At 64.4% G+C, this 21548-nt stretch carries 21 protein-coding genes; 12 read left to right on the top strand and 9 right to left on the bottom strand.

What is annotated here, in order from left to right; translation table 11 throughout:
• The first annotated feature begins 1 nt into the window (after position 1).
• From B0G38_RS10890 to ypfJ, 3 genes are read left to right on the top strand one after another with little or no spacing between them, the layout of a single operon-like run.
• Complete coding sequence (locus B0G38_RS10890) at positions 2–709, top strand: energy-coupling factor ABC transporter ATP-binding protein (protein ID WP_264669467.1); 708 nt, start codon at positions 2–4, stop codon at positions 707–709.
• The gene (locus tag B0G38_RS10885; protein ID WP_264669466.1) at positions 706–1329 is read left to right on the top strand and encodes a CbiQ family ECF transporter T component; all 624 of its coding nucleotides are present in this window, start codon (positions 706–708) and stop codon (positions 1327–1329) included. Before B0G38_RS10890 ends, B0G38_RS10885 begins: the two co-directional genes overlap by 4 nt.
• Positions 1330–1366: 37 nt before the next feature.
• Positions 1367–2272 (top strand): KPN_02809 family neutral zinc metallopeptidase, encoded by a 906-nt coding sequence (ypfJ, locus tag B0G38_RS10880; RefSeq protein WP_264669465.1) that lies wholly within the window; start codon positions 1367–1369, stop codon positions 2270–2272.
• Between the two features lie 5 nt (positions 2273–2277).
• Here the strand turns inward: ypfJ and B0G38_RS10875 are convergent, their stop codons facing one another.
• The 7 genes from B0G38_RS10875 to B0G38_RS10845 all read right to left on the bottom strand — a co-directional run bounded on the left by B0G38_RS10875 (position 2278) and on the right by B0G38_RS10845 (position 8247).
• Positions 2278–3060 carry a Pr6Pr family membrane protein gene (locus tag B0G38_RS10875; protein ID WP_264669464.1) on the bottom strand — a complete coding sequence of 261 codons (783 nt, stop codon included), beginning with the start codon at positions 3058–3060 and terminating at the stop codon, positions 2278–2280.
• Positions 3061–3192: 132 nt separating this feature from the next.
• Entirely contained in the window at positions 3193–3522 is a 330-nt protein-coding gene (locus B0G38_RS10870; protein ID WP_074702443.1) for a metal-sulfur cluster assembly factor, read from the bottom strand.
• 2 nt (positions 3523–3524) lie between these two features.
• A complete protein-coding gene (sufC, locus tag B0G38_RS10865) occupies positions 3525–4289 on the bottom strand; it encodes a Fe-S cluster assembly ATPase SufC (protein WP_264669463.1) in 765 nt (254 codons plus the stop codon).
• 61 nt (positions 4290–4350) lie between these two features.
• Entirely contained in the window at positions 4351–4710 is a 360-nt protein-coding gene (locus B0G38_RS10860; RefSeq protein ID WP_169994840.1) for a non-heme iron oxygenase ferredoxin subunit, read from the bottom strand.
• Positions 4710–5993, bottom strand: a complete 1284-nt coding sequence (gene sufD / locus B0G38_RS10855; RefSeq protein WP_264669462.1) for a Fe-S cluster assembly protein SufD — start codon at positions 5991–5993, stop codon at positions 4710–4712. The genes B0G38_RS10860 and sufD overlap by 1 nt, the downstream gene beginning before the upstream one ends.
• The gene (gene sufB, locus B0G38_RS10850; RefSeq protein ID WP_169994900.1) at positions 5993–7477 is read right to left on the bottom strand and encodes a Fe-S cluster assembly protein SufB; all 1485 of its coding nucleotides are present in this window, start codon (positions 7475–7477) and stop codon (positions 5993–5995) included. The genes sufD and sufB overlap by 1 nt, the downstream gene beginning before the upstream one ends.
• Positions 7477–8247 (bottom strand): helix-turn-helix transcriptional regulator, encoded by a 771-nt coding sequence (locus tag B0G38_RS10845; protein ID WP_264669461.1) that lies wholly within the window; start codon positions 8245–8247, stop codon positions 7477–7479. The genes sufB and B0G38_RS10845 overlap by 1 nt, the downstream gene beginning before the upstream one ends.
• Positions 8248–8379: 132 nt before the next feature.
• Here B0G38_RS10845 and B0G38_RS10840 point away from each other — a divergent pair, with 132 nt between their 5' ends.
• From B0G38_RS10840 to B0G38_RS10830, 3 genes are read left to right on the top strand one after another with little or no spacing between them, the layout of a single operon-like run.
• Entirely contained in the window at positions 8380–9330 is a 951-nt protein-coding gene (locus tag B0G38_RS10840) for an ABC transporter ATP-binding protein (RefSeq protein WP_264669460.1), read from the top strand.
• Positions 9327–10070, top strand: coding sequence for an ABC transporter permease (locus B0G38_RS10835; RefSeq protein ID WP_264669459.1), 744 nt, complete (start codon positions 9327–9329; stop codon positions 10068–10070). Before B0G38_RS10840 ends, B0G38_RS10835 begins: the two co-directional genes overlap by 4 nt.
• Positions 10071–10075: 5 nt before the next feature.
• Positions 10076–11041 carry a COX15/CtaA family protein gene (locus B0G38_RS10830; protein WP_264669458.1) on the top strand — a complete coding sequence of 322 codons (966 nt, stop codon included), beginning with the start codon at positions 10076–10078 and terminating at the stop codon, positions 11039–11041.
• Here B0G38_RS10830 and B0G38_RS10825 read toward each other — a convergent pair.
• Both B0G38_RS10825 and B0G38_RS10820 read right to left on the bottom strand, forming a co-directional pair.
• The gene (locus tag B0G38_RS10825) at positions 11038–11946 is read right to left on the bottom strand and encodes a dihydrodipicolinate synthase family protein (protein ID WP_264669457.1); all 909 of its coding nucleotides are present in this window, start codon (positions 11944–11946) and stop codon (positions 11038–11040) included. The genes B0G38_RS10830 and B0G38_RS10825 overlap by 4 nt on opposite strands.
• 39 nt (positions 11947–11985) lie before the next feature.
• Positions 11986–12951, bottom strand: a complete 966-nt coding sequence (locus B0G38_RS10820; RefSeq protein ID WP_169994832.1) for a heme o synthase — start codon at positions 12949–12951, stop codon at positions 11986–11988.
• Positions 12952–13369: 418 nt separating this feature from the next.
• On the opposite strand from B0G38_RS10820, the gene tkt reads away from it, so the two are divergent.
• From tkt to pgl, 6 genes are read left to right on the top strand one after another with little or no spacing between them, the layout of a single operon-like run.
• Positions 13370–15478, top strand: coding sequence for a transketolase (tkt, locus tag B0G38_RS10815; RefSeq protein WP_264669456.1), 2109 nt, complete (start codon positions 13370–13372; stop codon positions 15476–15478).
• Positions 15479–15487: 9 nt separating this feature from the next.
• Positions 15488–16603, top strand: coding sequence for a transaldolase (tal, locus tag B0G38_RS10810; RefSeq protein ID WP_264669455.1), 1116 nt, complete (start codon positions 15488–15490; stop codon positions 16601–16603).
• Positions 16604–16607: 4 nt separating this feature from the next.
• Positions 16608–18230: a glucose-6-phosphate isomerase gene (locus B0G38_RS10805; protein ID WP_264669454.1), complete on the top strand. Its 1623-nt coding sequence runs from the start codon at positions 16608–16610 to the stop codon at positions 18228–18230.
• Positions 18230–19774: a glucose-6-phosphate dehydrogenase gene (gene zwf / locus B0G38_RS10800; RefSeq protein ID WP_264669453.1), complete on the top strand. Its 1545-nt coding sequence runs from the start codon at positions 18230–18232 to the stop codon at positions 19772–19774. The genes B0G38_RS10805 and zwf overlap by 1 nt, the downstream gene beginning before the upstream one ends.
• Complete coding sequence (locus tag B0G38_RS10795) at positions 19771–20712, top strand: glucose-6-phosphate dehydrogenase assembly protein OpcA (protein WP_264669452.1); 942 nt, start codon at positions 19771–19773, stop codon at positions 20710–20712. The genes zwf and B0G38_RS10795 overlap by 4 nt, the downstream gene beginning before the upstream one ends.
• Positions 20702–21496, top strand: coding sequence for a 6-phosphogluconolactonase (pgl, locus tag B0G38_RS10790; protein ID WP_264669451.1), 795 nt, complete (start codon positions 20702–20704; stop codon positions 21494–21496). Before B0G38_RS10795 ends, pgl begins: the two co-directional genes overlap by 11 nt.
• The last annotated feature ends 52 nt before the right edge of the window (positions 21497–21548 follow it).

Raw genomic sequence — 21548 nt, 5'->3', positions numbered from 1 at the left:
GATGATCAAGTTCCGCGACGTCCTGGTCCGTCCCGACTTCGCCGAAGACGCAGCACCGATCCTGTCCGTGCCGCAGCTGGCGCTCGGGGAACAGCGCATCAGCATCATCGGCGCCAACGGCTCCGGTAAATCAACCCTGCTTAAATTGATCAACGGCCTGGTCCTCCCCGACACCGGAACCGTGGACGTGGACGGCCGCGATACAGCAAAGCACGGGACGGCGGTACGGCGGAAAGTCGCTTTTGTCTTCACCGACCCTCTGTCCCAGCTGGTCATGCCCACGCCGCTCGAAGACGTCGAGCTGTCGCTGCGGCGGACCCACCGCAACCGTACCGACCGCCGGAACGCGGCAATGGAAATCCTGACCGGCTTCGGCCTCGCCGCCCTGGCTGACCAGAGCATCTACCAGCTCTCCGGCGGGGAGCGTCAGCTGGCCGCCCTGGCCAGCGTGCTGGCGGTGGATCCGGATGTCCTGGTGCTGGACGAGCCCTCCACCCTGCTTGACCTGAAGAACACGCTGCTGCTGCGGGGCCGGCTTGCCTCGCTACCGCAGCAGGTCATCCTGGCCACCCACGACCTGGAACTGGCCCTGGACAGTGAACGAACCCTCGTCGTGGACTCAGGCACAGTGATTTACGACGGCGATCCGCCCGCCGCCGTGGACTACTACCGCAAACTCTGCGCCGGCATCCGGGAGCGGATGCCGTGAGAGGGCGTGCCCACCTGATCAGCGCCTATGTACCGGGGCGCAGCTGGCTGCACCGGGCGCCGCTGCTGCTGAAGTTCCTGCTGCTGGCCGCGGCCGGCATCACGGTGCTGTCCCTCCCCGGCGCCCTCCCCCGCACGGCGGTTCTGGCCGTCGTCGTTGTCCTTCATGTAGCCGCGGGCCTTCCGGTCCGGAAACTGGTGACGCCGCTGCGCGCCATGTGGCTCTTCCTGCTCGTGGTGGTCGCCTACCGCTGGTGGGTCGACTCGCCGGCCGGGGCCCTGGCTGTGGTAGCGGCCCTGCTGACCTGCATCTATGCGGCCAATCTGCTGACCTCCACCACCGAGACCCAGCGGCTGCTCGACGGGCTGGTTGCGGCCGTCTCCCCCTTGCAACGGTTCGGCGCCGATCCCGAGCGTTTCGCCCTGACCATCTCCTTGATGCTGCGGAGCATCCCGTACCTGCTCGGGTCACTGCACGACGTCCGGGATGCGGCCAAGGCCCGCGGGCTAGGCTCTTCCCCGCGCGCCATCGTGCAGCCCGTCATCATCGGCGCGGTGGCGTATGCCCGGCAGACCGGAGACGCCCTGGCCGCACGCGGACTCGGGGAAAAGGAGCAATAGCGCCTCCACCGGTGGCCGGCGGCGCTATTCTAAGCCCATGAGTTTCGATCAGGGCTCCCGGCTGGACACGTCCCAGGTCCAGGACCGGCGCGGTGGCATGGGTGGCAAGATCGCCATCGGAGGCGGCGGATTGGTGGTGCTCATCGCCTCGCTGCTGGGGGTTCCGCCGGAGCTGCTGCAGGGGCTCGGACTCGGCTCCGGAACTTCAGTGCAGCAGGAGGCCACTGGGCCGGACAGTATCGCGGCCCAGTGTGAGACCGGTCAGGATGCCAACACGCGCCGCGATTGCCGGGTAGTGGGCACGGTCAACAGCCTCAACCGGTTCTGGGGCGAGGAGCTTCCCCGGTTCAACATGACGTATCCACGGCCGTCCGTAGTGCTGTTTGACGGTCAGGTCAGTACCGGCTGCGGCACGGCTTCCAGCGCCGTCGGACCGTTTTACTGCCCTGCCGATACCACTGCCTATTTCGACACGGGCTTCTTCGACCAGCTGACCGACCGGTTGGGCGCAACCGAGGGCCCGCTGGCGGAAGAATACGTGGTGGCGCACGAGTTCGGACACCACATCCAGAACCTGACCGGAGCCATCAATTACTCTCAGCAGGATCCGCAAGGAGCCGCCTCCGGTGCCGTCAGGGTCGAGCTTCAGGCAGACTGCTATGCCGGTGTCTGGGCCGGTAACGCCACCGAGCAGATCGATGAGACGACCGGCCGGCCTTTCATGCAGCCCATCGGCCGGGACGACCTCCGGGACGCGCTTTCGGCGGCTGCCGCCGTCGGCGATGACCGGATCCAACAAGCCAGCACCGGCCAGGTCAACCCCCACACCTTTACGCACGGTTCGAGCGAGCAGCGGCAGGCGTGGTTTGTCCAGGGCTACGAGACCGGCGATCCGGCGCAGTGCGATACCTTCGGCTCCACCGATCTGGACAACCCCTCGTAGCAGCTTCAGCCCGCCGACGGCTCGCCTGGCCCACTCTTCCTGCTGTCGGTAACGCCGTCATCGTTAGGGCCCGAACCATCGTCGGGACCAAAGCCCGGGAGGTAGCCGTCCGGCTCCCGTCCCATCCGAACGTCGAGGAGCAGAAAGAGGAACCCGGACCCCAGCCAGATCAGCAGCAGCAACAGGCTATTAACAACGACGGCGGCAAGCGGGTTGGCCCCGGCGTCGAACGGAGGATAGGGGTACCAGCCGGTGGCGGCGCCGCGGATCAGGCTACCAATGAGCCAGGCTGCGGGATACACCAACGACCAGACGATGGTCTGCAGGCTGATCCGTGGGCGCGGCCCGAAGATGAGCCAGCCGGTCACCGTCAGCACCGGGACCGCATAGTTCAACATCCGGTCCGCCATTACCGCCGTGCTGCTGAGCGCGGTGAAGTCCGGCAGTCCCCGGAACGCCGTGAACTGGAACAGGAATACGAGCAGGACGGCTATCAGAGAGACCGCGCGCACCGCTCGCCAGACCGGACCCGCCTCGCGGGCAGAGTCCATCAGCAGGCTCAGGGAGACAATGAAGACCAGCACACTGGCCTGGACACTGAAGTAGCCCAGATAGTTCCACCACAAGTGGGCCGGTTCAAGGGCGTAGGCGGGCGATTCGAGCATGGCGATGACCTGAAGCACCAGGCCAAGGACGGCGGCCAGCGCCACCACCCCGTGGTAAATGCGTGCCACGAAAACTTCGTCGTACCGCCCGCTGGCGGACCTGGTCACGGCGACTTCACCCATAAGGTTGATGCTAGCGCCGAAGCTTCGCCAGCGGGGGGATTAAACGGCCAGGGCCGGGTCCCGTTTCCGGTTCCCGGCCCACTGTCGGTGCGCACTTCTGCAGGGAAGTCCGCCCATCAGGAATGAGGCTGGTTAGATGTTGAAGCCGAGCGCGCGCATCTGGTCGCGGCCGTCGTCGGTAATCTTTTCCGGACCCCACGGCGGCATCCATACCCAGTTCAAGCGCCAGTCATCGACAACACCGTCCAGCGCCTGGGCAGTCTGCTCTTCGATGACATCTGTCAGCGGGCAGGCAGCCGTGGTCAGTGTCATATCGATCAGCAGGGCGCCGTCCTCGGCGTACTTCAGTCCGTAGAGCAGGCCCAGGTCGACGATATTGACGCCGAGTTCCGGGTCAATGACGTCTTTCAGGGCCTCTTCAACATCCTCGAGAGAGGTCTGCGAAATGTTGGCTTCGGTCATGATCAGGCCTTTGCTGCAGTCGGCAGGAAACGGTCGTAGCCTTCTTCTTCCAGGCGGTCGGCCAGCTCGGGGCCGCCTTCCTCGGCGATGCGTCCGTCAACGAACACGTGGACGAAGTCAGGCTTGATGTAGCGAAGGATGCGCGTGTAGTGGGTGATGAGCAGGGTGCCCATCTCGCCGGTTTCGTGCACACGGTTGTGGCCTTCGGAGACAACCTTCAGCGCGTCGACGTCCAGGCCCGAGTCGGTTTCGTCCATGACGGCGAACTTCGGCTTGAAGAGTTCGAGCTGCAGGATCTCCACGCGCTTCTTCTCGCCGCCGGAGAAGCCTTCGTTGACGTTACGCTGGGCGAAGTCCGCATCGATGCGCAGCTGGCTCATGGCTTCCTTGACGTCCTTGGTCCAGGTGCGCAGCTTCGGAGCTTCGCCGTCCAGGGCAGTCTTGGCCGTGCGCAGGAAGTTGGTCATGGTCACGCCGGGCACCTCGACCGGGTACTGCATGGCCAGGAAGAGACCGGCGCGGGCGCGCTCGTCCACGCTCATCTCCAGCACGTTTTCGCCGTCCATAGTGATGGAACCGGAGTCCACGATGTAGCGCGGGTGGCCGGCGATGGTGGAGGCCAGCGTGGACTTGCCCGAACCGTTGGGGCCCATGATGGCGTGGATCTCGCCGGTCTTGATCGTCAGGGACACGCCCTTGAGGATTTCCTTGTTGCCCTGCTCAGTCTCAATGCTGACGTGCAGGTCCTTGATTTCCAGAGTAGACATCTGTCTGCTTTCTCCTCTGCAGCCGTTCTGCCCGGCCGCTGTGTGAAGTTAGTAAAGTTTTTTAGTGCAAATCCGGAGCGGGAGCTCCGTTGGTGACCGTGGTGACGTCGACGTACACATCGTCGCCATCCAGCTCCAGCGCAAAGACCGGCACCGGTTCGAAGGCCGGCAGGCTCAGCGGTTCGCCGCTGCGCAGGTCGAACTGCGAGCCGTGGCCCCAGCATTCGATCGCGCCGTCTTCGACATCGCCCTCGGACAGGGAATAATCCTCGTGCGAGCACGTGTCCCCCAGCGCATGGAGGCCGCCCTCGGAGTCCCGGACGATGGCGACCGGATAGTCGTCGACCAGGATGCGCAGAGCCGCCTTCACCTGGATGTCGGACGCCCTGCACACCAGTTTGCCGCGTGGAGCTTCGGACATCAGAAGTTCCCTGCCGCCAGTTCCCGCTCAACAGCGTCGGTGAGGCGCTCTTCGAGTGCCGGAACCTTGATCTGCTGGATGATTTCGTTCAGGAAGCCGCGTACCACCAGGCGGCGGGCGGTCTTTTCGTCGATGCCGCGGGCCATCAGGTAGAAAAGGTGCTCGTCGTCGAAACGGCCGGTGGTGCTGGCATGGCCGGCGCCCTCGATCAGGCCCGTCTCAATCTCGAGGTTCGGCACCGAGTCCGCCCGGGCGCCGTCGCTGAGGATCAGGTTGCGGTTGGCCTCGTAGCTGTCGGTTCCTTCGGCTTCCTTGCGGATCAGAACGTCGCCAACCCACACGGTGTGCGCGTTCTCGCCCTGCAGGGCACCCTTGTACAGCACACGCGACTTGCAGTTCGGCACTGCGTGGTCGACGAACAGGCGCTGCTCCAGGTGCTGGCCGGCGTCGGCGAAGTACAGGCCGAACATCTCCACCTCGGAACCGGTCTGCTTCAGCCGTGCGGACGGCGTGACACGGACCAGGTCGCCGCCAAGGCTGACCACGACGTGCTTGAACTTCGCGTCACGGCCCACCTTGGCCTGCTGGGAGGAGGCATGGACGGCGTCGTCGTCCCATTCCTGGACGGACACCACGGTCAGGTCTGCACCGTCCTGCACGTCGATCTCGACGTTCTGGGAAACGGTGGCACTGCCCTTGTGGTCCAGCACGACAACAGCCTTGGAGAATTTCTCCGCGACAATCACGATGTGCTGCGCGGACGGGTCCTTGCTGCTGCCAGTCACCGAGATGCCTACGGCGGTCTCGATGCTGGACTCGGCCGGGATGGTTACCACGGTGGCTTCGCTGAAGGCTTCCCAAGCGGCCGCGGATACGCGGTCCTCCGGGATGCCGGCGCTGCCGATGCGGGAGTCGTCGCGGCCCACGGTTTCCACCGTGATGCCGGCCGGGCGCTCAGCACCTTCGGGACCGGTGACGGCAACGGAGGGCGCAGCGCCGGTCAGCGCCTGGGTGTGCAGTCCACGCAGCCGCTTGAGCGGGGTGAAACGCCAGTCTTCTTCGCGTCCGGTCAGGACAGGGAAATCCTCGACCTTGTACGAAGTCAGCCGGCCGGCTCGGGAGCTGTCCGGAACGCCTACGCCGCCGCCGTGGCTGTGGCTCTTGGCGCTGGCGCCTGCCAGCGGGGAGTTGTCCGGGTTCGCCGGCGAGAGGTTTTCGCCCTCTTCGGTGAAGCCATCAATGGCCGGAGCACCGATCCTTGCTTTTTCAGTGATCTCAGTCATTAACCTACGGATCCTTCCATTTGCAGTTCGATCAAGCGGTTCAGCTCAAGCGCGTATTCCATCGGCAGTTCGCGGGCGATCGGCTCGATAAAGCCGCGCACGATCATGGCCATGGCTTCGTCTTCGGCCAGGCCGCGCGACATCAGGTAGAACAGCTGCTCTTCGCTGACGCGGGAAACGGTTGCCTCGTGGCCCATGGTCACGTCGTCCTCACGGACGTCGATGTACGGGTACGTATCCGAGCGCGAGATGGTGTCTACCAGCAGCGCATCGCAGACGACACTGTTCTTCGAGTTCTTGGCACCTTCGCGCACCTGGACCAGGCCGCGGTAAGCCGAACGGCCGCCGCCCCGGGCCACGGACTTGGCCACGATCGCGCTGGAGGTGTTCGGCGCGAGGTGGACCATTTTGGAACCGGTGTCCTGGTGCTGACCCTCGCCGGCGAAGGCGATCGACAAGGTCTCGCCCTTGGCGTGTTCGCCGACCATGTACACGGCCGGGTACTTCATGGTGACCTTGGAGCCGATGTTGCCGTCGATCCATTCCATCGTGGCGCCCTCGTGTGCAATGGCACGCTTGGTGACCAGGTTGTACACGTTGTTGGACCAGTTCTGGATGGTCGTGTAGCGGACGCGTGCGCCCTTCTTCACGATGATTTCGACGACGGCGGAGTGCAGCGAGTCCGACGTGTAGATCGGGGCGGTGCAGCCTTCGATGTAGTGGACGTAGGAGTCCTCGTCCGCGATGATCAGCGTGCGCTCGAACTGCCCCATGTTTTCCGTGTTGATGCGGAAGTAGGCCTGCAGCGGGATTTCCACGTGCACGCCCTTGGGGACGTAGACGAAGGATCCGCCGGACCAGACGGCGGTGTTCAGCGACGCGAACTTGTTGTCGCCGACCGGGATGACGGAGCCGAAGTACTCTTCGAAAATCTCCGGGTGTTCCTTAAGGGCGGTGTCCGTGTCCAGGAAGATGACGCCCTGGGCTTCGAGGTCCTCGCGGAGCTGGTGGTAGACAACCTCGGACTCGTACTGGGCGGCGACGCCGGAGACCAGGCGCTCACGCTCGGCCTCGGGAATGCCGAGTTTTTCGTAAGTGTTGCGGATGTCCTCGGGAAGGTCTTCCCAGGTCTGGGCCTGCTTTTCGGTGGACCGGACAAAGTACTTGATGTTGTCGAAGTCGATTCCGGAAAGGTCCGCACCCCAGGTCGGCATGGGCTTGCGGTCGAAGTACTTCAGGCCCTTCAGCCGCAGATCGAGCATCCACTGCGGCTCGCTCTTCTTGGCCGAGATGTCGCGGACAACTTCTTCATTCAGCCCGCGGCGTGCGTTGGCGCCGGCGTCGTTCTTATCGGCCCAGCCATACTCGTAGTTGCCGATGCCGTGCAGCTCGGGGTTCTTCTCAAGAATTTCGGAAATGGTGGTGTCCGGCACGTCGGTGCTACCGACGGCATCCTGGACTCGCTGATCCACTTGGTCCGTCATCACGGCCTCTCTTGCAGATTGATGGATACTCTTCTGGTGCCTGCCGTCGGTCCGGACTCCCGGACCGCAGACTTTGTTCGGCCCACTGGTATATGGGTCGTACAAACATGTCCCCCGCTGGCCAGCGTGGACAGACGCCTGACGTCTACCCCCAGCAGGCGGGAGAAAACTTCGGTTTCACTGTCGCAAAAGACAGGGAAATCGGCAGCCAGTTGCTGTACGGGGCAGTGCCCCTGGCACAGCTGGACTGCCAGCATGGTGCTGTGTGCGGCCTTGGCGCCCACCACCGTGGTGGACCCGACAAAGCCGTCCTCATTCAGGGCCTTGGCCAGTGCTTCGGCCCGCGCCTCCACGGACTCCCCGGCGGCCTCGACAACGGGACGGTACCGCCGTTCCATGTCTTCGTAGCGCTGGCGCGCAAACTCCGCTACGGCGTCCGGGCCGGCAATGCTGCCCAGCGTACTGAGCGCTCCGCGTGCTATGTCAAGATAGTCATTGCCCAGCTTCGACTGGCCCTGTCGGCTGAGGACGTACTTGCGGGCCGGACGGCCGGCGCCGGTGGCGGAATTGGCCACCATCTTGACCTCGATGAGGCCGCTACGGGACAGGGCATCGAGGTGGCGGCGGACGGCAGCCGGCGTGAAGCCGAGGCGATCGCCGAGCTCAGCGGCACTGACGGGACCGTGTTCCAGGACTGCGCTCAGCACCCGGTCCCGGGTACGCTCCTCGGAGTCCGCGGCCTGGGCGCGCGGAACAGCAGAGTTGTTCATGGAATACACAACACAATCATGACTTAATATGTTCCCGCCCTCCAGTAAGGCTGGCCTTAGCCTCCCGGCCGCTGTTCGGATTAGTTGGCAGGACCGCCCAGCGGCCACCTCTACATCACGTAGAATGATCTGGTGCCTAACACCGAACCGTGCCTCGATATCCAGGGGCTCGTTAAAGATCTTGGGCCGGTAGCAGCTCTGGACGGCAAGATGGTCAGGGTTATCGACGGCGTGCACCTGCGCGCCTTTCCCGGCCAGGTAACCGCCCTGCTCGGCGCCAACGGGGCCGGCAAGACCACAACCCTTGAATGCGCCCAGGGCCTGACCCGGCCCAACGGCGGAACCGTGCGCCTGCTCGGCCAGGACCCGTACGAAGCCGGCGCAGGGCTCCGCAGCCGCGTGGGAGTCATGCTCCAGGAAGGCGGCTTGCCCCAGGCCATCCGGCCCATCCCGTTGCTCAGGCACGTGGCCGGCATGTACCGCAGCCCCCGCGATGTGGATGCGCTGATCAACCGCCTGGGTATCGACAACTTCGGGAACACTCCCGTGCGGCGGCTTTCCGGTGGCCAGAAACAGCGCGTTGCCCTCGCCGCGGCACTGGTCGGAGACCCCGAGGTCCTCTTCCTCGACGAGCCCAGCGCGGGACTCGATCCGCAGTCCCGTGCGGTTGTTTTCGATCTCATCCAGGAACTGCGGACAGAGGGTCTGGGCATTATCCTCACTACCCACCTGATGGACGATGCCCAGCGGCTGGCGGACTACGTTTTTATTATCGACGCCGGCAAAACAGTCGCGCACGGCACCGTCGCCGAACTGACGAAGGCCACTGACGAAAGCAGCGGCGTCGAGCGGCTGTTGACCTTCGACGCCCGCCCCGGACTGGATCTCGCCGGCCTGCCGGGCCTGTCCGTCCACGAGACCGTGCCCGGCCGGTACACCTTAGCGGGCAATCTGATCCCGGCCGATCTTGCCGCACTGGCAAAGTTCTGGGAAGAACAGGACATCATGCCTACTGCCATCCACATGGCGCCCCGCTCACTTGAGGACGTGTTTCTGGACATCTCCGGGAAGGGGCTGCGGTGAACGCGCCTGCCTCCCTTGCCCGCCGGGTTCTCCTGCAGGGCCGTTACGAAACCATGACCATGCTGCGTAACGGCGAACAGTTGCTGATCGCCGTTATCCTGCCGCTCATGGCCCTGGTCGGCCTGACGATCACGCCGTTGCTGGACGAGTTCACCGATAGCCGGATCGACATGGCCGCTCCGGGTGTGCTGGCCCTGTGCGCGGTCTCGACCGGGCTGACAGGCCAAGGCATCGCCACCGGTTTCGACCGGCGGTACGGAGTGCTCCGGTTTCTCTCCACCACTCCGCTGGGGCAAAGCGGGCTGATCCTGGGCAAAGTCATCGCGGTCCTGTCCGTGCTAGCCATCCAGGTGGTCGTCATCGGCGCGGCCGCCCTGCTGCTTGGCTGGAGCCCGGAACCCGGCGGGATCCTGCCCGCGGCCGTGCAGCTTATCCTCGGTGCCGGAGCTTTCACGTCGCTGGGACTCCTGATCGCCGGCACCGCACGGCCGGAGGCAACGTTGGCGATCACGAACCTGCTTTGGGTCCTGCTGGCCGCTGCCGGCGGACTCCTGTTTCCCGCGGCGAGCTGGCCCGATGTTTACGAGCCAGCGGCCCAACTGCTGCCCTCGAGTGCCTTAGGAGATGCGCTGCGCAGCGCCCTGATGGACGCCGAGTTCAACCTCACGGCATCGATCGTCCTGCTGGCCTGGACGGTGCTCGCCGGCCTTGCCGCTATCCGCTGGTTTAAATGGAGCTGACCTAAGTGACTATTGAGCAACTGACGCGCCGGCTGCCGGGCTCCCCCAACAAGACCGTCCGCGGTCTGGCCGTTGCCTCGCTCGCCTCCGAGATCCTCATCATCGTGACCGGAGGCGCGGTGCGGTTGACCTCCTCCGGCCTGGGCTGCCCCACCTGGCCCAAATGCACTGCGGAATCCCTGGTCGCCACGCCCGAGATGGGCATCAACGGCGCCATCGAATTCGGCAACCGGCTGCTGACTTTCCTGCTGGCGGCCATCGCCTTCGCCATGCTGGTGTCCGTGTGGAAGATGGCGCAGCGCCGCAAAGACCTGTTTTACCTTTCCGTTGCACTGCTGGCCGGTATCCCTGCCCAGGCCATCATCGGCGGAATCACGGTCTGGACGCAGCTCAACCCCTGGGTGGTCGGGTGCCATTTCGTCGTGTCCATAACGATGGTTGCCGCAGCCACTGTCCTGGTCCATCGGGTCTGGCTGGACAATGACCAGGCGGGCACGGCCCAGCAACAGCGTTCGACGGCGACCGTCCGCCAACTGCTCTGGGCCAGCGCTGTCCTGACCCTGGTAGCGATCGTGCTGGGAGTCATCGTTACCGGCTCCGGCCCGCATGCAGGCGACGCGGAGGCTCCGCGGAACGACCTGGATCCTGACCTGATGACCCGCATCCATGTGGCGCCTGTCTACCTGCTGGTTGCCACCGCCGTCGTACTTCTGGTCATGGTGCACCGGCACGCGCAGTTGGCCGAGTTGCGCCGGCCGATGGTGCTTTTCGCCGTCGTTATTCTGCTGCAGGGTGCCATTGGCTACGTCCAGCACTTCACGGGGCTGCCCATCGTGCTGGTCGGCTTGCACATGCTTGGCGCCGCGCTGCTTGCTGCCGCCTGTACCCATGCCGTCTACGTGGGCGTCACCCGGCAGCCCCTCTCTGAAGGCGCGCACTCAGGCGGGCAGAAGCAGGTTCACAGCAGCTAGACGGAGGCGGGGTCCGGGAGGGCGTCCAGCAGCCGGGCCAGCTCACGCTGGCTGCTGCCGGGCAGCGGAAGCAAGGGCCGCCGCGGATCGCCGGCGTCTACGCCCGCGGCGCGGGCCAGGGCGTAGAGATTGCTCAGTTTGCGCAGACTGTTGAAGTAGTTCAGCAGCGGCGCCAGCACCTGCCGGGCCTCGGCCAGTTTGTCCGTATCCGCGTTGGCTGCCGCGTCGCGCAGCAGCCGGTAATGGTACGGCAGCACCGAAGCAGGCCCGCTGTGCCAGGCATCGGCAGCTGCACCGGCTTCGCCGATGAGGACATCACCGCTCATCCCGTGGCTGAAGCCCGCCGGAACCATCCTCCGCAATTGTTCATCCCGGTGCAGGAATGTCTCGGCATCGGCGGCGGATTCCTTCACCGCGACGATATTGCGCACCCGGGCCAGCTCGGCGATGAGTTCCAAACTGAACGAGAACTGCGTGGTCCCGGGATTGCTATAGAGACAGATGGGCAAGGTGGTGGATGCTGCCGCCGCTATGGATTGGGTGTGCACCTCATCCTCATTGAGCGGCACGTAGGACACCGTAGAAACCAGGAGCCCGTCCACGCCGGCGGCTTGCGCATCCTCAATATTCAGCAGCAGCTCACGCGTTCCCACGGCACTGACCCCGCCAATCACGGCCAGGTCGGGATTGGCTGCCTTAATCGCTTTGACGCCGGTCTCCAGGACCTGCTGCCGCTCTTCACGGTCCAGGTAGGCGAAGCTGCCGGAGCTGCCCAGGATGGCTATGGAATCCACCCCGGAAACGGCCAGGTCCGCCAGGTGGCGTTCGAGTTCGTCGAAGTTGATCGCTCCGTCCGGCAAGAACGGAGTGACGGGATACGCAATGAGGCCGCGGAAGACTGTCATTGGGCCATCCTAGAACACCGACGGCCCAATCCAGCGGGGTTAGAAGGCGGCGAAGACCGGGCCGCCCACAAACGGATCCACGGCGAGGGCCAGGAACAGTACCGTCAGGTAGCTGATGGAGCCGTGGAAGACCCGCATGGCGGACTTGTTGGTTGTCTCCACCGTCTCGGTTCCGCGCTTGGCCAGGCTGTAAAGCCGGTGGGATTCGTAGACAAACCAGCCGCCGCCGAGCAGCGCGGCGATGGTGTACACCCAACCGGCGCCGCCCACCGGAGCCAGCAGCAGCGAACAGGCCAGCGTGGCCCAGGCGTAGAGAACCACCTGGACTGATACCTGGCGTGCGCTGGCAATGGCGCCGAGCATCGGGACGTTGGCCGCGTTGTAGTCATCGCTGTACTTCATCGACAGCGGCCAGTAGTGCGGCGGGGTCCAGAGGAAGATCACCATAAACAGGATTACGGCGGGCCAGGCAAGGGTATTGGTCACGGCGGCCCAGGCAATCAGTACCGGGAAGCAGCCTGCCGCGCCGCCCCAGACTATGTTCTGCGCGGTACGGCGCTTAAGGATCAGCGTGTAGATGACCACGTAAAAGAAGATGGCGCCGACACCGAGCATGCCTGCCAGCGGATTGGCCCCGAACCACAGCAGCACCACTGCCACGATCCCAAGAATCCAGGAGAATACCAGCGCCTCGCGCGGAGTCAGTTCGCCGGTCACCAGTGGCCGGTTCTCGGTCCGGTGCATGAGCTTGTCCATGTCCCGGTCGATATAGCAGTTGAACGAACCGGCCGATCCGGCTGCCAGGGCTCCGCCGATCATTGTGGCAGCCATCAGCCAGACATCCGGGAAGCCGCCCTGCGCGAAGATCATCGTCGGCAGCGTCGTCACCAGCAGCAGCTCCATGACGCGAGGCTTGGTAAGCGATATATAGGCCTTGGCCTTGCGTCCGAAACCGGTCTTTACGGGTGCGTCAGCTACCTGTTCCGGAGCGCTCTGGATCTTCAAGGAAAAAACCACTCAGTTCTGCTGGAGATGATCTGGCTATCAGCGTAGCCAGCGCGGCCACGGCACCGGGTGCCGCCCATCAGGGCAGGCAAGGGCCAAAGTGCATCTTCATTATACGCTCTATCGCTTGTAGAAATCTCCCGGCATCCAGACCGGCCGCTGAACCGGATGCTCGCGGGCCATGCTGTGTGTCCGACTGTTACTCATCCCACCCTTGCACATCCTCTGTACGCGGCCCGCTGAGACGCTAAGGTGGGACTTGATGGCCACGCGGACTGTGGCGGGCGCCATACCGGGCAAACCCCGGTGAAGCGCACGTTGTCCGTGCGATGGTCACGTAGCAGTCTCATGACTGGAACTGCATGGGACCTTCATCCGGGTTCCTGCTGGCCGAACGATTAGAGAGGGGCCCGCAACGGTGCCACATACGGAAGAACTGTCCTGGACAGACCTGGACCAGCGTGCGGTAGATACCGTACGCGTACTTGCGGCAGACGCCGTGGAAAAGGTCGGCAACGGCCACCCCGGTACCGCAATGAGTCTGGCCCCGGCCGCATATCTGATCTTCCAGAAGATGATGCGCCATGATCCGGCCGATCCGGCCTGGGTTGGCCGCGACCGCTTCATCCTCTCCCCCGGGCACACCTCGCTGACGCTCTACATCCAGCTTTTCCTCTCGGGCTACGGCCTGGAAATCGAGGACCTGCGCCGGCTCCGGACGTGGAACTCGCTGACTCCGGGTCACCCCGAGCACGGCCATACTGCCGGCGTGGAAATCACCACCGGCCCGCTGGGCCAGGGCCTCGCGTCCGCGGTGGGCTTCGCCTACGCGCAGCGCCGCACCCGCGGTCTTTACGACGCCGATGCTGCCGCCGGCGAAAGCCCGTTCGACCACACCATCTGGGTCATCGCCTCCGACGGCGACCTGCAGGAAGGCGTGACGGCGGAAGCTTCTTCGCTGGCAGGGCACCAGGAACTGGGCAACCTCGTGGTGGTCTACGACGAGAACCACATCTCCATCGAGGACGACACCGACATTTCGTTCACGGAAGACGTACTCAAGCGCTACGAGGCCTATGGCTGGCACACCCAGCGTGTGGACTGGACCAAGACGGGCGATTACAAAGAAGACATCGAGGAACTGTACAACGCCCTCAAGACCGCGAAGGCCGAAACCACCAAGCCTTCCATCATTTCGCTGCGGACCATCATCGGCTGGCCGGCACCGAAGAAGCAGAACACCGGAAAGATCCACGGCTCGGCCCTCGGCGCGGAAGAAGTTGCCGCGTTGAAGGAAATCCTCGGCTTCGACCCGGAGCAGCGTTTCGAGATTGCCTCCGAGGTGCTGGACCACGCGCGGCAGGTTGCTGCCCGCGGCAAGGAAGCCCGCGCCGAATGGGAGAAGGGCTACCAGGACTGGCGCCAGGCCAACGCGGACGCCGCCGCGCTGCTGGACCGTGTCCAGAAGTATGAACTCCCGCAGGGCTGGGAAGAAGCACTCCCGGAGTTCGAAGCGGGCAAGGACGTTTCCACCCGGGCCGCCTCGGGCAAGGTCCTGAACGCGATCGGCCCGGTGCTGCCGGAACTGTGGGGAGGATCTGCCGACCTGGCCGAGTCCAACAACACCACCATCGAGGGTTCCCCGTCGTTCGTGCCGACCGGCAAGCAGACCGACATGTGGTCGGGCACCCCGTACGGCCGCGTCCTGCACTTCGGAATCCGCGAACACGCGGCAGCTGCCATCGTCAATGGGATCGTGCTCAGTTCCAAGACGCGTGCCTTCTCGGGCACCTTCCTGATCTTTAGCGACTACCAGCGTCCGGCCATCCGGCTTGGCGCGCTGATGGGCGTGCCGTCGATCTATGTCTGGACCCACGACTCCATCGGCCTGGGCGAGGATGGGCCCACGCACCAGCCGGTTGAGCAGTTGGCGAGCCTTCGCGCGATCCCGGGTCTCGACGTCGTCCGCCCTGCTGACGCCAACGAAGTAGCGCAGGCCTGGAAGACGATTCTGGAAAACCATGAGCACCCGGCCGGCATCGTGCTGACCCGCCAGAATCTGCCGGTCTTCGACCGCGGCGAGGGTGGATTCGCTACTGCCGACAATGTTGCCAAGGGCGCCTACGTCCTGGCCGAAGCCCAGGCCGAAGGATCCGACGTGCAGCCGCAGGTCATCCTGCTGGCCACCGGTTCCGAGGTCCAGCTGGCGGTTGAGGCGCGCGAGGCGCTGCAGGCCGACGGCGTTGCCACCCGGGTTGTCTCTGTTCCCTGTGTGGAATGGTTCGACAAGCAGGATCAGGCGTATCGCGAGTCGGTGCTGCCCGCCGAGGTCAAGGCACGCGTTTCCGTTGAGGCGGGTATAGCCCAGAGCTGGCACCGCCTAGTGGGTGACGCCGGCCGTTCGGTCAGCCTTGAACACTACGGCGCTTCCGCCGACTACAAGACGCTGTTCCGCGAATTCGGTATCACGGCCGAGGCTGTTGTCGCCTCTGCCCGTGAATCGCTCGCCCAAGCCACTGCTTCTTAAGGAGTTCCCATGTCAAACAAGAACACCCAGGCCCTCTCAGACGCCGGAGTTTCGATCTGGCTTGATGACCTGTCCCGCGAACTGATCACCTCGGGCTCGCTCAAGTCTCTGATCGCCGAGAAGAATGTCGTCGGCGTGACGACCAATCCGTCCATCTTCGCCGCGGCGCTTAAGGACGGTGAGTCCTATGCTTCGCAGGTAGAGGAACTTGCTATTGAGGGTACGGACGTCGACGCGGCGGTCTTCGCCATCACAACGGACGACGTCTCGGAAGCCTGTGACGTTTTCTCCGGGCTCTCGCGGGCCACCGGAGGCGTTGATGGTCGTGTGTCCATCGAAGTGGATCCGCGCCTGTCCCGCGATACCGCAGGAACTATTGCGGAGGCCAAGAAGCTCCACACCAAGGTGAACCGCAGCAATGTGCACATCAAGATTCCCGCTACCGTGGAAGGTCTTGAAGCCATCACCGCCACGCTCGCGGAAGGCATCAGCGTCAACGTCACGTTGATCTTCTCCCTGGAGCGCTACCGCGAAGTCATCAACGCGTTCATGCTCGGGCTGGAGCAGGCAAAGGAAAACGGGCACAAGCTCTCCCATATACACTCGGTTGCTTCCTTCTTCGTGTCCCGCGTGGACACCGAGATCGACAAGCGCCTGAATGCGATCGGCACGGACGAGGCGAAGGCGCTCAAGGGCAAGGCCGGCATTGCGAATGCGCGGCTGGCCTACCAGATCTACGAAGAGCAGTTCAGCAGCGAACGCTGGCAGGTCCTGGCCGACGCCGGGGCGAGGCCGCAGCGCCCCCTCTGGGCATCCACAGGTGTCAAGGACCCTGCCTACCCGGACACAATGTATGTGACGGACCTCGTAGCCCCGGGTGTTGTCAATACCATGCCGAAGAAAACCTTGGAAGCGATGGTGGACCACGGCGAAGTCACCGGCGACACGGTGACCGGATCCTACGCCGATGCCAACAAGGTCCTCGATGCTGTGGATGCCCAGGGCATCTCCTATAAGGAAGTTGTTGAGCAGCTCGAGGAAGAGGGCCTGGACAAGTTCGTAGTCAGCTGGAACGAGCTGCTGGGAACCGTCCGCACCGCCCTGGACGACGCGGGACAGGACTAGGCGGATGGGGTCGTTGTCATTTCAGGCGTCGGGGGCCGCGCTGGCAGCCGTCGATCAGCATGTGGCCAGGCTGGCCGAGGATAAAGTCGCCTCGCGGATAGCTGCCAAGGACCACACGCTTTGGGGTTCCGAGGCGGAATCGGAGGCATCCGTCCGTCTGGGCTGGGTCGAGGCGGTGGAAGTTTCCCGGCCGCTGGTCCCCCGGATCCTGAAGCTGCGTGACGAACTGCGTACAGAAGGCGTGAGCCGTATTGTGCTGGCAGGCATGGGCGGTTCTTCGCTCGCGCCCGAGGTCATCAGCAATACGGCCGGCGTCGAGCTGACCGTCCTGGACAGCACCGACCCCCAGCAGGTCGCCGCCGCGTTGGCCGAACGTTTGAGCGAAACCGCGATCGTGGTGTCCTCCAAGTCCGGTTCCACGGTGGAAACAGACTCGCAGCGGCGCGTTTTTGAACACGCGTTCGAGCAGGCCGGCATCAACGCGGCAGAGCGGATCATCGTGGTGACGGATCCCGGCTCCCCCATGGACTCCGCATCCAGGGAAGCCGGGTACCGTGCCGTCTTCAATGCGGACCCGAACGTCGGCGGACGCTACTCTGCGCTCACCGCCTTCGGCCTGGTTCCGTCCGGTCTTGCCGGTGTGGATATCGACGCACTCCTCGCCGACGCGGAAGAGGCAGCCGAAATTCTGTCCGAGGACGCGACGGAAAACATGGCGTTAGCCTTGGGTGCTGCCCTCGGCGGCACCGATCCGCTCCGCAACAAGATCGTCATAACGGATGAAGGTTCCGGCATCGTTGGCTTCGCCGACTGGGCCGAGCAGCTGATAGCCGAATCGACCGGCAAGCAAGGGACCGGAATCCTGCCGGTGGTTGTCGAACCCGAAGCTCCGGAGCTCTCGATGGACGCGGCAGATGTGCTGGTCATCCGGCTGGTGGACACCGAGGCAGAAATCGAGCTGGGCGCCAACGAAGTAGCCGTTGCAGGCAGCCTCGGCAGCCAGCTCCTGCTGTGGGAATACGCCACTGTGGTCGCCGGGCTGCTGCTCGGCATCAACCCCTTCGACCAACCGGATGTGGAAGCGGCCAAGACTGCTGCCCGAGGGATGCTGGACGAGCGTCCGGAAACGCCGCAACCGGCGGCTGTGGACCGGGCCGTGGAAATCCGCGCCAACGGCAGCTGGCTCAAGGGAGCCGACACGGTGGCCGAAGCCCTCGAGGCGCTGCTGGGAACTCTCGACACGGACAGCTACCTGAGCGTGCAGGCGTATCTGGACCGGTTTGGCCAGGCGGAACTGGCGCAACTGAGACCGCGTCTCGCATCGCTGACCCAACGTCCTGTCACCTTTGGCTGGGGTCCTCGTTTCCTGCATTCAACCGGGCAATTCCACAAGGGTGGCCCGGCCGTGGGCGTGTACCTGCAGATCACCGGGGCAAGCGAAGAAGACGTCCGGATTCCGGACCGTCCGTTCACCTTCGGGGAGCTGATTTCCGCACAGGCGGCAGGCGATGCACAGGTCCTTACCGACCATGACCGGCCGGTCCTCAGGCTCCATTTCACGGACCGCCAGGCGGGAACGAAACAGCTGCAGGAGGCCGTAGCCTCCCTCTTCGACGGAAAGTCCTAATGCCAGGAACTGAAAGTGCGCGGCGCGTCAACCCTCTTCGGGACCCGCGGGACAGACGACTGAACCGGATCGCGGGTCCCTCCTCGCTGGTGCTCTTTGGCGTGACCGGGGACCTGTCGCGGAAGAAGCTCATGCCCGCGGTATATGATCTTGCGAACCGGGGGCTGCTGCCGCCCAGCTTTGCGCTGGTCGGTTTTGCCCGGCGTCCGTGGACGGACGAGGACTTCGTCGCGGAGGTCAAGGCCTCCGTGCAGCAGTACGCCCGCACTCCCTTCAACGAGGACGTGTGGACCCAGCTGTCCGGGGGTATCCGCTTCGTGCAGGGCGAATTCGGCGATTCCGAAGCGTTCGCCCAGTTGAAGCAGACCGTGGAGGAACTCGATGAGCAGCGCGGTACCCAGGGTAACCATGCCTTTTACCTGTCCATCCCGCCGAAGGACTTCGAGCAAGTGTGCCAGCAGTTGTCCGCCAACGGGCTGGCGCAGGCGGAGCCGGGGACCTGGCGCCGCGTCGTCATCGAAAAGCCGTTCGGCCACGACCTCGAGTCCGCGCGTGAACTGAACAATATTGTCGAGTCGGTCTTCCCACCGGACTCGGTCTTCCGCATTGACCATTATCTGGGCAAGGAGACGGTCCAGAATATCCTGGCATTGCGCTTTGCCAACCAGATGTTCGAGCCGCTGTGGAATGCCAACTTCGTGGACCATGTCCAGATCACCATGGCCGAGGACATCGGAATTGGCGGCCGTGCGGGTTATTACGACGGCGTGGGCGCGGCCCGCGACGTCATCCAGAACCACCTGCTTCAGTTGCTGGCCCTGACCGCCATGGAAGAGCCGATCTCCTTCAATGCCGAGGACCTGCGTACCGAAAAGGAAAAGGTCCTGGCTGCGGTCAGGCTGCCAGAGGACCTCTCCACGCACTCGGCTCGGGGACAATACGCCGGCGGCTGGCAGGGCGGCGAAAAGGTCAAGGGCTACCTGGAAGAGGAAGGGTTCAACCCGGATTCCACTACGGAAACGTATGCTGCCCTGCGATTGGATATCCATACCCGTCGGTGGGCCGGCGTGCCGTTCTACCTCCGGGCGGGCAAGCGCCTCGGACGGCGGGTGACGGAAATCGCCGTCGTGCTCAAACGCGCGCCCAACTTACTCTTTCGGGACCACAACGACGAGGATTTCGGCCAGAATGCGGTGGTTATCCGGGTCCAGCCGGACGAAGGTGCAACCATCCGGTTCGGTTCCAAAGTACCCGGCACACAGATGGAAGTCCGCGACGTCACGATGGACTTCGGCTACGGACATGCCTTTACCGAATCCAGCCCCGAGGCCTACGAACGCCTGATTCTGGACGTACTGCTGGGAGAACCACCACTGTTCCCCCGGCACCAGGAGGTGGAACTCTCCTGGAAGATCCTCGATCCCTTCGAGGAATACTGGGCACGCAGCGGAACCAAGCCCGAGACTTACTCGCCCGGAAGCTGGGGCCCGGCCTCGGCCGATGAACTCCTTGCCCGCGACGGACGCACCTGGAGAAGGCCGTGATTGTAGACCTGCTCGATACGACCTCCTCGAAGGTCTCGAAGGAAATCGTCGCCATGCGCGAACGCGGTGGCGTTGTCGCGCTCGGCCGCGTTCTGACCCTGGTGGTGCTGACTACTGCCGGCCACGAGGAAACCGCCATTCAGGCCGCCAACGTGGCCAGCCGTGAACACCCCTGCCGGATCATCGTCCTGGTCGATGCCGGAGCGGCCGAAGCGACCAGGCTTGACGCACAAATTCGGGTAGGCGGCGATGCGGGAGCCTCCGAAGTCGTCGTTCTGTACGGGCACGGCCAGCTGGCTACAGAGAGCGAATCCCTGGTGTCGGCCTTGCTGCTGCCCGATGCCCCCATCGTCGCCTGGTGGCCGCACGGTATGCCCAAGGCTGCGTCCGCCACTTCGATCGGCAGGATTGCGCACCGCAGGATCACGGACTCGGCGAACGAACCGGATCCCAAGACCGCGCTTGACTCGCTGCGGCGCACCTACGCAGCCGGCGATACCGACCTGGCCTGGACGCGCCTGACGAACTGGCGCATCCAACTGGCAGCGGTACTCGACCAGGTGGATCACTCCCCCGTGACATCCGTTGCCGTGGAAGGCGCCTCCGACTCCCCCAGCACGGTGCTGCTGGCAGCCTGGCTGACTCTGGCCTTGGATGCTCCGGTGACTATCATCGAAGACCCCGTCGGCACCGGTATCCGGGGCGTGCGGCTCTGCCGGCCCAAGGGCGACATCCGCATCCTCCGGCCGGGCCTTAGCGTTGCGGAACTGATCCAGCCGGGCCAGCCTGTCCAGCGCATTACCCTCCCCCGCCGAACCGTGGAAGAGTGTCTGGCAGAGGAACTGCGCAGACTCGACCCGGACGAAGTCTTCGGGGAGGTCATTACCGAAGGTCTGCCCCGCACGAATCTAAGGAGTGTACGCCGCAGTGAACGCTGAACCAGTTCTCCACGTCCATCCCGATCAGGAAATCCTTGCTGCTGCCGCAGCGCGCAGGCTGGTCGGCCGGCTGGCGATTGCCCAGCGCGAACGCGGTGAAGCCACCGTTGTCCTCACGGGCGGTAGCCTGGGCATTAATACCCTCAAGGCGGTCGCGGCCGAACCATCCCGTACGGACGTGGACTGGAGCCGGGTGAACTTCTGGTGGGGCGATGAACGCTTTGTGGCCAAGAACAGCCCGGACCGCAACGAACTGCAGGCACGGCAGGCACTGCTGGATCTGATTGAGATAGACGAATCCCGGGTCCACCCCTTCGGCTCCACCGACGAGCACGCCACACCCTTCGAAGCAGCCGATGCCTACGCTGAAGAGCTCCGCGAAGCCGCCCGGTCGGAAGGCGGCGATAGCACGCAGGCAGCAGTCCCCACGTTCGACGTCTTGTTGCTGGGCGTCGGCCCCGACGCCCACATTGCATCACTGTTTCCCGAAATGGCGGGCATCCGCGAGGAAGAGCGCACGGTGGTCGGCGTAGAGAACTCTCCCAAACCGCCGCCGGAGCGGGTATCCCTGACCCTGCCCGCCATTAACTCCGCTTCGGAGATCTGGCTAGTGGTGGCCGGTGACGATAAGGCCGGAGCCGTTGGACTGGCACTTGCCGGAGCCGGCCCAGTGCAGGTTCCCGCGGCCGGACCAAAGGGTCGCCAAGAGACTTTGTGGATGCTGGACCAGGCCGCCGCGAGCCAGCTCCCGGACTCGCTGCTGGCCGACGGGGAGACCTTCTAGCCGCGGTTGCGGTGATGTTGGCGGCTACCGGACCGGGCTTTGGCCAGCATGG

The organism is Crystallibacter permensis (assembly GCF_025960875.1).
GTDB lineage: Bacteria > Actinomycetota > Actinomycetes > Actinomycetales > Micrococcaceae > Crystallibacter > Crystallibacter permensis.
This window is presented reverse-complemented; position numbering and strand designations above follow the sequence as displayed.